The organism is Mycobacterium sp. (assembly GCF_051006775.1).
GTDB lineage: Bacteria > Actinomycetota > Actinomycetes > Mycobacteriales > Mycobacteriaceae > Mycobacterium.
On record NZ_JBPCSX010000178.1, the window covers coordinates 1 to 13,914 of the forward strand.

At 65.5% G+C, this 13,914-nt stretch carries 10 protein-coding genes; 6 read left to right on the forward strand and 4 right to left on the reverse strand.

Going from position 1 to position 13,914, the window contains the following annotated elements:
- Window positions 1–2,232, forward strand: a 2,232-nt coding sequence (locus ACR2JI_RS13160; protein ID WP_526390610.1) for a beta-propeller domain-containing protein, incomplete at its 5' end; no start/stop codon positions are given.
- Here the strand turns inward: ACR2JI_RS13160 and ACR2JI_RS13165 are convergent.
- From ACR2JI_RS13165 to ACR2JI_RS13175, 3 genes are read right to left on the reverse strand one after another with little or no spacing between them, the layout of a single operon-like run.
- Window positions 2,229–3,002 (reverse strand): enoyl-CoA hydratase/isomerase family protein, encoded by a 774-nt coding sequence (locus ACR2JI_RS13165; RefSeq protein WP_526390612.1) that lies wholly within the window; start codon window positions 3,000–3,002, stop codon window positions 2,229–2,231. The genes ACR2JI_RS13160 and ACR2JI_RS13165 overlap by 4 nt on opposite strands.
- 5 nt (window positions 3,003–3,007) lie before the next feature.
- Complete coding sequence (locus ACR2JI_RS13170) at window positions 3,008–3,715, reverse strand: EthD domain-containing protein (RefSeq protein ID WP_526390614.1); 708 nt, start codon at window positions 3,713–3,715, stop codon at window positions 3,008–3,010.
- A gap of 10 nt (window positions 3,716–3,725) precedes the next feature.
- Window positions 3,726–4,349, reverse strand: coding sequence for a PaaI family thioesterase (locus ACR2JI_RS13175; protein ID WP_526390616.1), 624 nt, complete (start codon window positions 4,347–4,349; stop codon window positions 3,726–3,728).
- A gap of 50 nt (window positions 4,350–4,399) precedes the next feature.
- Between ACR2JI_RS13175 and ACR2JI_RS13180 the strand changes: the two genes are divergently transcribed.
- The 4 genes from ACR2JI_RS13180 to ACR2JI_RS13195 all read left to right on the forward strand — a co-directional run bounded on the left by ACR2JI_RS13180 (window position 4,400) and on the right by ACR2JI_RS13195 (window position 10,554).
- Window positions 4,400–5,707, forward strand: a complete 1,308-nt coding sequence (locus ACR2JI_RS13180; protein ID WP_526390618.1) for an alpha-amylase family protein — start codon at window positions 4,400–4,402, stop codon at window positions 5,705–5,707.
- Between the two features lie 102 nt (window positions 5,708–5,809).
- Window positions 5,810–7,969, forward strand: a complete 2,160-nt coding sequence (locus tag ACR2JI_RS13185; protein ID WP_526390620.1) for an adenylate/guanylate cyclase domain-containing protein — start codon at window positions 5,810–5,812, stop codon at window positions 7,967–7,969.
- The gene (locus tag ACR2JI_RS13190) at window positions 7,966–9,402 is read left to right on the forward strand and encodes a mechanosensitive ion channel domain-containing protein (RefSeq protein ID WP_526390622.1); all 1,437 of its coding nucleotides are present in this window, start codon (window positions 7,966–7,968) and stop codon (window positions 9,400–9,402) included. Before ACR2JI_RS13185 ends, ACR2JI_RS13190 begins: the two co-directional genes overlap by 4 nt.
- A gap of 153 nt (window positions 9,403–9,555) precedes the next feature.
- Window positions 9,556–10,554 carry an alpha/beta hydrolase gene (locus tag ACR2JI_RS13195; protein ID WP_526390624.1) on the forward strand — a complete coding sequence of 333 codons (999 nt, stop codon included), beginning with the start codon at window positions 9,556–9,558 and terminating at the stop codon, window positions 10,552–10,554.
- 64 nt (window positions 10,555–10,618) lie between these two features.
- On the opposite strand, the gene ACR2JI_RS13200 is transcribed toward ACR2JI_RS13195, so the two are convergent.
- A complete protein-coding gene (locus tag ACR2JI_RS13200) occupies window positions 10,619–12,103 on the reverse strand; it encodes an acetyl-CoA acetyltransferase (protein ID WP_526390626.1) in 1,485 nt (494 codons plus the stop codon).
- A gap of 184 nt (window positions 12,104–12,287) precedes the next feature.
- Between ACR2JI_RS13200 and ACR2JI_RS13205 the strand changes: the two genes are divergently transcribed.
- Window positions 12,288–13,914 (forward strand): arylsulfatase (locus tag ACR2JI_RS13205; RefSeq protein WP_526390628.1); only part of this gene is annotated, 1,627 nt, incomplete at its 3' end.

Genomic DNA, 13,914 nt, shown 5'->3' on the forward strand with positions numbered 1-13,914 from the left:
ACGCTTCCCCAGCCGGCTCACTCCACGGGGGCGCACACCGCCGCGAATTCCACCAAACCGGCCGGAAACGTCGCGCCCCGGGTCGCATCCCCTGTCGCCGTTGTCACGCCGGTGACATCCGCCTCCACAGCTGCCGCGATCCCGGCGCACCGGGTCGGCAGGACACCTCGAGCCGCGCGACCCGTCGCCCTTCAGGTTGCTACCATGCCGGCCGGCGCGGTCGCCACAATGTCCGCCGCTGTCACCAGCTTCTTCGATTCCGCCTCGCATTGGCTCTCCGGACTGCCTGCGAGCCCATTCAACGATTTCATCCAGGGCGCGTTGGTGCTGGTGCGCCGGACCGTGCTCAGCCTGATTCCATCGGCCGGCCCGAACACCGGTGTGCAGACGACGGCGCCCTATCTGACCGAACTGGAATTGAGCGATTACCTGCTGGAGCTTGCCCGGCAGCAGTACGCGGGTCAGTTCGGCCAGACCGTACCGGTCTACAGCTATTACCCCTATCCGGTGTACAAGCTCGACGACGCAACCACGTCCGGAACCAATACCCAGGTGGACGGTGTCGACGAAGCCGACTTCGTGGAGACCGACGGGCATTACCTCTATGTGGCGAACAATAACGCGCTCACCATTCTGGACGGGTCGACCATCACCTCGCAGACACCCCTGTCGGGCACCGTCGTGGGCCAGTACCTGGCCGGTGACCGGCTCACGGTGATCACCCAGACCGGCGGCGGCTGGTACGGGCCGATGGTCAAGATGGCCCAGGGTTACTACTGGAACTGGAATCCGCAGACCACCGTCACCGTCTACGACCTCACCGATCCGTCCGCGCCCGCGGTGGCCGGCCAGACGGTTTTCGACGGCGCCTACCGGGATTCCCGGGCCGTGGAGGGCAACGTCTACCTCGTTCTGGACCGGAACCTGAATCTGCCGGAACTGGAATACACCGATGTACCCGTCGCCGAGGCCGACTCACGTTCGGACTCGGCGGTCATCGCCTACCGCACCTACGAAACCTGGGACCACTACGCGGCCCGGGTCGGTGGTCAGATCACCACGTCGGCGCTGTCACATGCGTACTCCGTCGGCGCCGACGGCACCATGGTGGACCTCGGCGTGATTGCCGGCGGCGGTGACGTCGTGCGCCCCCACGCTGACGGTCAGCAGTCCATGGTCACGTTGGTCTCCATCGATTCACACAGCGCGGCCCCCGCCGGCTTCGCCTCGAGCGTTGCCACCTGGGCGAGCAATAGCGGCAGCACCGTCTACATGACGACCGATGCCCTGTATCTGGCCACCGCACAGGACAGTTACACCGATTTCGGTTCGTCCACCGACACGCGCATCGACCGATTCGTCATCGATGGGACCGAAGTCGGTTGGCAGGCAAGCGGACTCGTCACCGGAACGCTGATCAACCAGTTCGCCATGGACGAACAGAACGGCTACCTCCGCGTGGCAACCCACAACTGGAGCTCACAGTTCGCCGGCGGCACCTGGGCCACTGTCAACGACAGCGGGGTGTACGTCTTCGACACCGCCGGTGACACCCTCGACCTGGTGGGCAGCGTCACCGGCCTGGCGCCGGGCGAGCAGCTGTACGCGGTACGTTTCGCAGGCGACAAGGCCTATCTGGTGACGTTCCTGCGAACCGACCCACTCTTCGTGATCGATCTGAGTGATCCGTCGGCGCCGGTGGTCGAGGGGGAACTCGTCATACCGGGCTTCTCCAACTATCTGCAGTCGGTCGGCGACGGACTGCTTCTCGGCATCGGCCAGGAACGCGAAGCCGGCACCTGGAACACCCGACTGCATGTCTCGCTGTTCGACGTGAGCAATGGTGGCGCCCCGACCCAGATCGACCGTCAGGTCCTCGACGAGAACGCGCAGTGGTCGGCCTCGGACGCACAGTTCGATCCGCACGCACTGCTGTACTGCGCCGAGGACGGTCTGCTTGTGGTGCCGGTGTCCGGCGGTGGATATGACGCGGCCACCGGGGAGTATCACTACGAGCAACTGCTATCGGTGATGCGCGTGGACGCCTCCGGCATCACGGTTGTCGGCCAGATCCAGACCGACCAGCCGATCCTGCGGACGGTCCGGATCGGTGACGTGCTGTACGCGGTCGCCGGCGATCACGTGACGGCCTACAGCCTGACCGATCTCTCCGAGATCAGCCGAACACCGCTGGGCACCACACCGTCGCCGGAGCCGGTCTACGCACTCTAGTTGGGCGTCTGGTCCGGCCGGCCGCGATGGAACTCGGCGAGCGCCTCGGCATTGGCCTGTCCGCCCATCAATTCGGCGAAGTAGCCGTCCTCACGGGCGCGGGCCTCGGCGATCGCCTGCCGGGTGGGTTCCATGATCGTCTCACGCACCGCCATCAGACTCGAAATCGGCCGCGACGCAAGCACTTCGGCGTGCCGGCGGGTCTCGGCGAGCAGATCATCGGGTTCGCAGACCTTCCATACCAGCCCCATCTGGAGGGCCTCGGCGGCATCCACCCATTCCGAGGACATCAGCAGCCAGGCGGCGTTCTGTCGACCCATCAGCCGCGGCAGCAGATATGACGATGCCGCCTCCGGCGCGACACCGAGACTCGTGAACGGGCACTTCAGCTTCGCCGCGGTGGACATGAAGGCCAGATCGGCGAAACCCAGGATGGTGGCGCCGATTCCCAACCCGAGGCCGTTGACTGCGCAGATCAGCGGCTTGGGGAACGCGGCCAGTGCGTCGATCAAACCTGGGAAACCATGCCGGCCCGCGACGAAGCCGTCCGGATCGGCGATCCGGGCGGCCATATCGGTGAGGTCCTGGCCGGCGCTGAACGCGCGGCCGCTACCGGTGATCACCACCACGGCGACCTCGGGATCACGGGCCGCATCCGACAGTGCGTCGGCGGTGGCGTCGTAGAGCGCCTCATTGAAGGCGTTGAGCGCGTCGGGCCGGTTCAGGGTCAATGTGCGGACCCGGTTCTCGTCAGCGATCAGCAGCGTCACGGGCTTCAGCCTAGGGCCGCGAACGGTGTACGGAACACGTACCGCCCGGTGGGTACGGTGTCGATGTTCTGGTTGGCGCCAAACGCCGACGTACTGGCCACCATGCGGCCCATCCGGTCGGTGAGTTGCGCATCGTCTGCCGCGCCGAAGAACGCGTGCAGGCTCTTGACCGCCTCGATCGGAAAGAGTTCCTCGACGATCGCCGACAGTTTCGGAGCATCGTCGGTCAGCGCGCGCACCACGTAGTTCTGGACGTAGCCGAAGGTGGACTGGGTCTCGATGGCAACCGATGTGTGGTCGCGCTGCCAGCGCGCCAGCCAGATCGGCTCCTCGAGTTCGGCAGGGCGGCGCAGCAGTGCGATATTGGCCAGCCCGGGAATCCGCTGCCCCGGCGGTGCGACCGGCGGGGGTAACGGTGCCGACTCGGTCACCAGATAGGCGGCCAGGTGATCGGCAAGTGGGGCAAGAACTTCCAGCGCCGCCCCGATCGGCTCGCCGTAGTGCTGGTGGGTCCACAGGCTTACGAATCCGCGCACCGGCGGATCCAGTGTGGTCAGCGTCATCATCGACTCACGCACCGGCGCATCGCACACATTCAGCGTGACTCCCTGCAGGTCCAGGTCGAGCAGGGCATTGGCCACCGGACCACACATCCGGGCCACCCACTCGTCGTCGGCGGATGATGCCCGCAGCGCGATGATCACTTTTTCCATCAGTACCTCCTCAGTCGCGAAGCGCGCGCGGGAGAATGAAAACACCCTCGGCTTCCACGGTGATGCCGTCGGCGTCGGCGATATGGCCGGAGCAGAAGGTCTTCACGCCGTCATTCCGGTTCAAAACGGCTTCGGCACGCAACGCACCCAGCCGGGTGGGGCGCAGGTATCGGACGGTGATGCTGCCGGTGAACCGCGGCTTGCGGTCGGGGCTGGCAGCCTCGCCGAGCAGATGGTCCAGGATCAGTGCGGCAACCCCGCCGTGGACATGGCCGGGTGGTCCCTCATAGGCGGCGCCCAGGGTGAAGTCGGCCGACACCCGGCCCGACTCGTCGCGTCGGGTGACCACAGGCGGGGCCAGTGGGTTCCGGATTCCGATCAGAGCATTACCCCAGCCGAGGCTCTCGCCCGAGGTCGTGTGCCGGACACCGAAGGAGCCCTCGATCTGTCGGCTGCGCAGCAGGGCGAGTGCGGCGCCGATATCGCGCTGAGCCTGGGCAACGGTCTGCGCGTCGGCTTCGGTGCGGATCGTGGCGTCGACCAGTTCGCGAACCGATACCGCCAAAGGCTCGTAAATTCCGCGCAGCCGGGCGATGTCCTCGCTCGACAAGTCTTCGACATTGAAATCCAGCACCCCTGCACGCTAGAGCACAGCGGACGACGTGCTGCGTAGAGTGCATCAACATGACCGCCCCGGACTGGGTGCGCCACGCGATCTGGTGGCATGTTTACCCGTTGGGTTTCGTGGGCGCCTTTCCCGCCGAGGTCGCCCCCGGGGCCGATGAACACCGGTTGGGCCGCATCGTCGACTGGCTCGACCACGCCGTGCGGTTGGGCGCCTCCGGTATCGCCCTGGGCCCGGTGTTCGCCTCCCGCACCCATGGGTACGACACCTCCGACCACTACCGCGTCGATCCCCGGCTCGGTGATGACGCCGATTTCGACCGGCTGGTCACCGAGGCCCATCACCGGGGTCTGCGGGTTCTGCTCGACGGGGTGTTCAACCACGTCGGAACCGACTTTCCCCGGTACCGCGCGGCGGTCGATGACGGAGACGCCGAGGCCGGCGGATGGTTCCGCGGGCGTCCGGGCCGCTTTCACACCTTCGAGGGTCACCCGGATCTGATAACCCTCAATCATCGCAACACCGCCGTCGTCGACTACACCGTCGATGTGATGTCGCACTGGCTCTCCCGGGGCGCCGACGGGTGGCGTCTCGATGCGGCCTATGCGGTGCCGGCAGAATTCTGGGCCGAGGTACTCCCCCGGGTTCGGGCCGCACACCCGGACGCCTGGTTCGTCGCCGAAGTCATTCACGGCGATTACCCGGGTTTCGTTGCGGAGTCAGGAGTCGACTCGGTGACCCAGTACGAGCTGTGGAAGGCGATCTGGAGCAGTATCAACGACAACAATTTCCACGAACTGGACTGGGCGCTGCAGCGGCACAACGGATTTCAGGATACCTTCGCCCCACTGACCTTCGTCGGCAACCATGACGTCACCCGCATCGCGAGCCGCCTTCATCATTCCGGACACCTACCGCACGCGCTGGTGCTGCTGTTCACCATCGGCGGGGTTCCCAGCGTCTATGCCGGCGACGAATTCGGCTACACCGGTGTCAAGGAGGACCGCGCCGGTGGCGACGATGCGGTCCGACCGGAATTCGGCCCACCCGCCGACGGCGGCGGCGATCTCGAGATGCTCAACCTGCACCGCTACCTGATCGGTCTCCGTCGCCGGCACCCGTGGCTGCACCAGGCACGCACCACTGCGCTGGTACTGGAGAACACCCGCTACGTGTACGAGAGCCGGTGCGGCGACGACGCGCTGATCGTCGCGCTCAACCTGGCTGACACACCGATGACGGTGCCGGTGGCCGAGCTGACCGGCCGGACAGCCGAGGTTCTCGCCGGCACCGCCGCCCCTCCGCAGGAGGTGGTCAGCCTGGCCCGGGTGCCCGCCGCTGGCTGGCTGGTCCTCGCGCCCCGGTGAGCAGGGCGGTTCACCGCCTCCGCGTCGGCGAAACGCTGCAGGTTGTCGGGGGTGGGCCGGATCGGACGCGCTACCCTCGGCGTGAGCTAGGAAAGGAACTCGATGTCGGCACCGCCCACTGCTGGGTCCGCACTCGCCGAACGCCTTCGGCGGCGCAAGTCCAAGCGCAGCCTGCTCGAGCGGATCAGCATTCAGTCGAAGTTGATGCTGATGCTGCTCACCGTGAGCGTGCTGGCCACCGCGATCGCCGGGGGGATCGGTTTCCAGTCCGGGCGCAGCTCGTTGCGGGCGGCGGTGTTCCAACAGCTCACCGGTATTCGGGAAGCACAGTCGCGGGTGCTGGAGATGGGCCTGTCCGATATCACCGGCTCCCTGCTGATCTACAGCAAAGGCGAGACGGTTGCCGGGGCGCTGGGGGCCTTCAACGCCGCCTTCGACCAACTCCGCGACACCCCGATAACGCCCCAGCAGAGCCAATCGCTCGTCGACTTCTACACCACCGCATTCCGCGGCGTCGATGACGGCCGGCTCGACATCAGCGCGCTGGTGCCCACCTCCAACGCCGCCAGATACCTGCAGACTCGTTACACCGTGCCGTTCGCCGACCGCGACGCAGCAGTCCGCGTCGATGACGCCAAGGACAACAGCGCCTGGTCGGTGGTCAACGCCCGGTACAACCCGTACTTCCGGGAGATCGTGGCCCGGATGGGATTCCGGGATGCCTTCCTGATCAACCCCAGGGGCGATGTGGTCTACAGCGCCTACAAGGGTGTGGAGTTGGGTACCAACATCCTGACCGGGCCCTACCGGGGACAGGGCCTGCTGTCCGATGCCTTCCAGAAGGCGATGGCCTCCAACGAGATCGACTTCGTCGTCAGCACCGACTTCGCCGAGTATCTGCCAGCCGGTCAGCCGACCGCGTGGATGCTGGTGCCCATCGGCGCCCCCGGACGGGCGGCCGGCGTGATGGCGGTCGAATACCCCGCCTCGCTGGTCACCAAGCTGATGACCGCGGATCGGCAGTGGGAGCGGGCCGGTATGGGGCAGACCGGCGAGGCATTCGTCGTGGGCAAGGACGATCTGATGCGCTCGGACTCACGGCTGTTCCTTCAGGACCCGCAGGCCTACCGGCGCGACGTCATCGCCGCCGGGACGCCGCCGGAAGTCGCCGACCGGGCCATCCGGCAGGGCACCACAGTGCTGGTGCAGCCGGTCGCGACCAACGCCACCGCGGCCGCGCACCGCGGCGAGACCGGAACTCTGATCGCCAGCGACTACCTGGGCCATCGCTCCCTGCTCGCCTACGCGCCGGTCAACCTCAAGGGCCTGGACTGGGCGATCGTCGCTTCGCTGGACTCCGAGGAGGCGTTCGCGCCGGAGCGGAACTTCGCCCACCGGCTGGCCCGGTCCACCGCGTTGATCATCTTCATCACGTGTATCGCTGCGATGCTGTGGTCGCGCTTGTTCGTCCGCCCCATCAAGCGACTTGAGGCCGCCGCCGAGCAGATCAGCACCGGTGACTACAACGTGTCGATTCCCGTCAGCTCCGGAGACGAATTCGGAGATCTCACCGTTGCTTTCAACGATATGAGCGGCAATCTGGCACTCAAGGACCAGTTGCTCGAGCAGCAGCGTGCGGAGAACGACCAGCTACTGCTCTCATTGATGCCGGAATCGGTGGTGGAGCGCTACCGCGACGGCGAAGAGTCGATCGCCGAGGAACATCAGGACGTCACCGTCATCTATGCCGATGTCGTCGGCCTGGACGAATTGTCCGGCGACCTGGACGCATCCGATTCGCTGAAGATCATCAACAAGCTCGTGCAGCAGTTCGACGCGGCAGCCGATACGCACGGCGTGGAGCGGGTGCGCAACACTCACAACGGCTATCTGGCCAGTTGCGGGCTGACCGTTCCGCGACTGGACAACATCCATCGAACGGTGGATTTCGCCATAGACATGCAGCGGATCGTCGACCGGTTCAACGCCGAGACGGGACACCACATCTCGCTGCGCGCCGGCATCGACACCGGAACTGTCACCAGCGGACTGGTCGGCCGCGCCGGACTGGTCTACGACCTCTGGGGCGGCGCGGTGCATCTGGCATCGAAGATGCGCCGCGGTACGGCGGCGCCCGGCATCTATGTCAGTGAGGACGTCTACGACGCCACCCGCGACACCCGCCGCTACACCTCGGCCGGAACTGTCACGCTCGATGACCACGAGCAGACCATCTGGCAATTGTCCGAGGACTCCGCGTGAGCTTCCTGACCACGCCCTGGTTCTACTGGTCGGTGATCCTCGCCGTCGGGCTGCCGACCCTACTTGTACTGCTGACCGAACTGCAGCATTCGCTCGAACGCAAGGCCAGTTTCCTGGCTCGGCCGGTCGGTCTGCTGCGCACCTTCATCGTTCCGCTGGGCGCGCTGCTGCTGTTGATGACCCAGACCACCGGAATCTCGTTGCAGTCCAACTGGGTCCGCATCCTGGCCACGGTCTTCGGGGTCTTCGTCCTGAGCATGGTGCTGTCCGGGGTCAGCGCCACAGTCTTCGAGAGCGCACCGGTCGGTTCCTGGCGCCGTCGGATGCCCTCGATCTTCATCGACGTCGCCCGCTTCGCGATCATCGCCGTCGGGGTGGCGATGATCTTCGCCTACGTCTGGGGTGCCAACGTCGGCGGACTGTTCACCGCACTGGGTATCAGCTCGATCGTGCTCGGCCTGACCCTGCAGAATTCGGTCGGACAGATCATCTCGGGTCTGCTACTGCTGTTCGAACAGCCGTTCCAGATGGGCGACTGGGTCGAGACCACATCGGCGAAGGGTCGCGTCACCGAGGTGAACTGGCGGGCCACCCATATCAACACCGGAAGCGGGCTGGAGATCATCCCGAACTCGGTGCTCGCGGGCCAGGCGTTCTCGAATCTCAGCCGTCCGGCGGGTGGCCACACCATCACCGTCGCCACGAAATTCGCCGGGGCCGATGCACCGGACGCAGTCTGCGGGTTGCTCACCACGGTGGCCGGCAATCTGCCTCATCTGCATCCGGACGGCCATCCGATCGCCTCGGCGACGAGCAGCACCGACTACAGCCTGACCATCCCGGTTCGCTCCCCCGCCGACGACACCGAAGCGCGATCAACCTTCCAGCGCTGGCTCTGGTACGCCTCCCGTCGGGCCGGTCTGCACCTTGACGGGCTCGACGACGATTTCTGCACTCCGGCCCGCCGGGTGGACGCACTGCGCAAGGTAGCGCCGGTGCTGCGGGTGAGTAATTCCGAACTTGAAAGCCTCCTTCCCTCGGCTACCGTGACCCGTTTCGGCGCCGACGAGTTGATGCAGCGCAGCGGTGAGATTCCGACCGGAATGTCCTTCATCATCAAGGGCCGGGTCCGGCTCGTCGTCATGGGCACTGACGGCACCATCCTTCCCGTCGCCACACTGCACGAGGGTGACTTCATCGGACAGACGGCCTTGACCCGTGAGCCCGTGACCGGCAGCACATTCGCAATCGGCGAAGTCACGGTATTGCAGCTGCCACGGGACACGGTGGAACACTTGATGTTTCGCAAACCGGAGCTGTTACAGGATCTCAGTCAGGCGATCGACGAGCGTCGAGCGCGGGCCCGCGAAGCTGCAGCGGAAGCCGACAAGCCGGTCGCCGCAACCGCAGATGAAGATCAAGACGCAGTCTGATCTGAAATATCTCGCTACGTGACCCGATCGTTGCCCAACTGCGACTAGGCGCACCGCGCCGCCTTCGGATCAGCGCACTCATGCGGTGTTTAGCTTCACCCGCACACAGCAATGACTGCTGACGTACACGTACGAGAAGTGATGGGAGTCGTCATGAAATTGGTCGAGAAGTTGCGAGGCAGGTGGGCCCGGCGTATCGCCGCGGTCGCCGCAGCCGCAATCACTCTGCCCGGCCTGATCGGAGCTGCCGGCGGTTCTGCAACCGCGTCAGCATTCTCACGACCCGGTCTTCCGGTGCTCTACCTGGATGTTCCGTCAGCCTCGATGGGCCGCAACATCCGCATTCAGTTCCAGGGCGGCGGCGAGCACGCCGTCTTCCTGATGGACGGCCTACGGGCCCAGGACGACTACAGCGGCTGGGATATCAACACCCCGGCGTTTGAGTGGACCCTGAACTCGGGTCTGTCGACGGTCATGCCGGTCGGTGGACAGTCCAGCTTCTACACCGACTGGTACCAGCCGTCGCAGGGTAACGGGCAGAACTACACCTACAAGTGGGAAACGTTCATGACCCAGGAACTGCCGGCGTACCTGCAGGCCAACCACGGGGTCAATCCCAACGGCAATGCCGTCGTCGGTCTGTCGATGGCGGGCAGTGCCGCATTGAACTATGCGATCTACTACCCGCAGAAGTTCGTCTACGCCTCCTCGCTGTCGGGATTCCTGAACCCGTCCGAAGGTTGGTGGCCGATGTTGATCGGGCTGGCGATGAACGACGCCGGCGGTTACAACGCGCAGAGCATGTGGGGACCCTCGTCGGATCCGGCATGGCGTCGCAACGACCCGATGGTCAACATCAACCAACTGGTGGCCAACAACACCCGGATCTGGATCTACTGCGGCACCGGAACGCCGTCGGATCTGGACACCTCGGGCGGTGGCGGCAACCTGATGGCTGCTCAGTTCCTGGAGGGCTTCACGTTGCGCACCAACAAGACCTTCATGGACAACTACCTGGCCGCGGGCGGGAAGAACGGCGTGTTCAACTTCCCGGCCAACGGCACACACAGCTGGGGGTACTGGGGTGCCCAGCTGCAGCAGATGATCCCCGATATGCAGCGGGTTCTCGGCGCTACCCCATCCGGCGCCTGAGTATCCGTAGAACAGTAGGCCTGTCGCCCCTCCCGGGGCGGCAGGCCTACTGCTATGTCGGGGTCTACGCCGATGCGCGGAGTTCCGCGCTCCCATCACGATGAACCCGCACCGCAGTGCCGGCGATCTCCTCAGTCAGGGTTGCCGCTGCCGCGTCCGCGTCGGTGATCCGCGCCATCGCGCGCGACCCGTCCGAGGTGCGCACCGCCAGGAATACCTTCTCGGCATTGCCATCCCGGTCGAACACCGTGGTCCACGACTCGACCGTTCCGAGACCCTCCCATTCGACCAGTGCGGTGCGGGTCGGTTCCCGGTCCACTTCCGCCTGCACGTCCTCCCAGCGGAATGCGGCCGGCGGCGGCGTGGCGCTGTACACCCCGAAACTGTGTTTGGTGAGGTAACCCCCGTTGGCGGTGATCAGACCGAGTGAATCCGGCGTGGCACGAAGCAATTCGGTCATCGTCGCGATGGAGTGTGTGACGTAGTTGTTCCACGGGCCGCCGGCGAATGTCAGGCCACCGGTGACGGTCAGCGGCCGGCCGGGGTCACCGGTCGACAGACCGAGTTCGGCCGCCGCGACCTGGACCGCCGACGGGAAGCAGGAGTAGAGATCGACGAAGTCCAGATCGTCGATACCCACCCCGGCTAGTTCCAGAACCCGCCGGCCTCCGATCCGGATCGCCGGCGACCGGTGCAGCTCATCACGTTCGCCGATGACATAGGTGTCGTGGGCGTCAGTTCCCGCATATGGGAAAACCCAACTGTCCCTGGGGATCTGCAGATACTCGGCCTTCTCCACCGAGCACAGCAGAACCGCCGCAGCCTGGTCGACCATGTTGTTGGAATTCATCAGCTTGGGGTAGGGCCAGCTGATCATCCGGTTGTTCGGCGCGGGCTGCCAGATCTGTTCGGCGGTCAGCGCCTCGCGACTCCAGGCATGCGGATTGTTCCGGGCCACCGAGCTGAACCGGGCCCACAACTGACCGATCCGGCGCCGGTGGCCCGCCATCGACTCCCCGTTGGCCACCCGCAGCGCTTCCTCGAAGAGTGGATAGACAAACGACGGCCGATCCAGGTCGATCCGGTCTTCCCCCGGTCCCGACATCGGGACCTTCTCCTCGCCGCCGGGCGGGATCGGAACAGATTCGTCCTGCCGGGTCCAATCCGGACGAATTCCCCTGGCCCGCAATCGCATCCGGGTGCGCCAGGTCTCCGCACCGGCTATCAGCACCACCCCGGACCGGCCTGCCTGGATATCCACGCAGGCCTGATTGAGCAGCGACTGCGGGGTGTTGCCGCCGACGCCGCTGTATCGGGTCGCCGCACTCGTCGCGCCGACCCGTCCGGCCAGCAGTAGCCCCGGATCCCGGTAGCGCCACGACAGTAGGTTGACCACCCGGATCGAGTCCACCGCCGCCAGGGTGCGGGGGTCAGCCGCCTCCCGCGCCGCCGCCGCCATCAGATCGACGGGTTCGGTATCCGGGGATTCGTCACGCTGGTTGATCTGGCCGGCGCCGATGAGTACCGGGGTCCGCGGATCCAGGCTCATCACGGCTCCGTTCGGTTGCTGTTGACGCGGTGTCACAACGTAGCACCACGCTGCATAGTTGCGATCAGGGCAAAGTGGGCGCCCTCTCGGTTGATGACCAGACGGTGGGAGAACCGTACGGTCGGTGTTGTTCAGCAATAGCGCCGTGTCATCATTGCTCAGTCCGCGGCGATGAGGAGGAACAGTGACATCGAAGGCCAAGCCTGAGTTCAAGGGCGTCATCTCGCTCGACGTGCGGGATTCGACTCCGGACTGGGGTCCCTACGAGCTGACGCGGGCTCCGGAGGGTTCGCCGAACATCCTGGTGGTGCTCTATGACGACACCGGCCTGGCGGCCTGGTCGCCCTATGGCGGCGGGATCAACATGCCGACCCTGGACCGGCTCGCCGACAACGGCGTGGCCTACACCCAGTGGCACACCACGGCACTGTGCTCCCCCACCCGGTCAACGTTCCTGACCGGCCGTAACCACCACGTCAACCGCAGTGCGGCCATCACCGAGGGATCCAACGGATTCCCGGGCGCGGCCGGCCGACTGCCGGCCGAGTGCGCCACCATCGGACAGGTGCTGCAGGACAACGGCTACAGCACCTTCTGGATCGGGAAGAACCACAACGTTCCCGAGGAGGACATCTCCGCCGGCGGCAGCCGCTCGGAATGGCCGCTGTCCAAGGGCTTTGACCGGTTCTACGGATTCCTCGGCGGGGAGACCAACAACTGGTACCCCGACCTGGTCGAGGACAACCGCTTCATCGAGCCGCCGTACGGCCCGGACAAGGGCTATCACCTCTCCAAGGATCTGGCGGACCAGGCCCTTCGGATGTTGCGTGACCAGCACTCGGCCACCCCGTCCAAGCCCTGGTACATGTGGTTCTGCCCAGGCGCCAACCATGCGCCGCATCACGCACCCGAGGAGTACATCGCCAAGTACAGGGGCAAATTCGACGACGGCTATGAGGCCTACCGGGAGTGGGTGCTGGCGCGGATGATCGAGCGTGGAGTGATGCCCGAGGGCACCGAGCTGACACCACTGAACCCGATGCCCGAGGACGTGGCCAACGAGGTCGACTTCGTCCGGCCATGGGCCGAACTCAACGCCGACGAGCGCAAGCTGTTCGCCCGGATGGCCGAGGTGTTTGCCGGTTTCTCGGAGTACACCGACGTCCAGGTCGGCCGGATCGTCGACTACCTCGAGCAGACCGGACAGCTGGACAACACGCTGATCTTCTACTGCGCCGATAACGGCGCATCGGGCGAGGGCTCGCCGAACGGCTCGGTCAACGAGAACAAGTTCTTCAACGGCTACCCCGATGAGTTGAGCGAGAACATGCAGTATCTCGACACCCTCGGCAGCGCAGAGACCTACAACCACTACCCGACCGGTTGGGCGGCGGCGTTCTCAACGCCCTTCCCGATGTTCAAGCGGTACGCGCAGTACTCCGGCGGCACCTGCGATCCGCTGGTGATCCACTGGCCCAGGGGCATCAAAGCCAAGGGCGAAATGCGCCACCAGTACCACCACTCCACCGACATCGTCCCGACCATCCTGGACGTCACCGGCCTGGAGATGCCGACGGTGTACCGGGGCGTGGAGCAGTACCCGCTCAACGGGGTGTCGATGCGTTACAGCTTCGATTCCGCTGATGCTGCGACGAAGAAGAAGCGGCAGTACTACGCGATGCTGGGCACCCGCGGTCTGTGGCAGGACGGCTGGAAGGCCTCGGCCCTGCACGCGCCGATCAGCGGCAAGGGCCACTTCGACCAGGACCAGTGGGAGCTCTTCCACGTAGATGTCGACCGCGCCGAGTCGA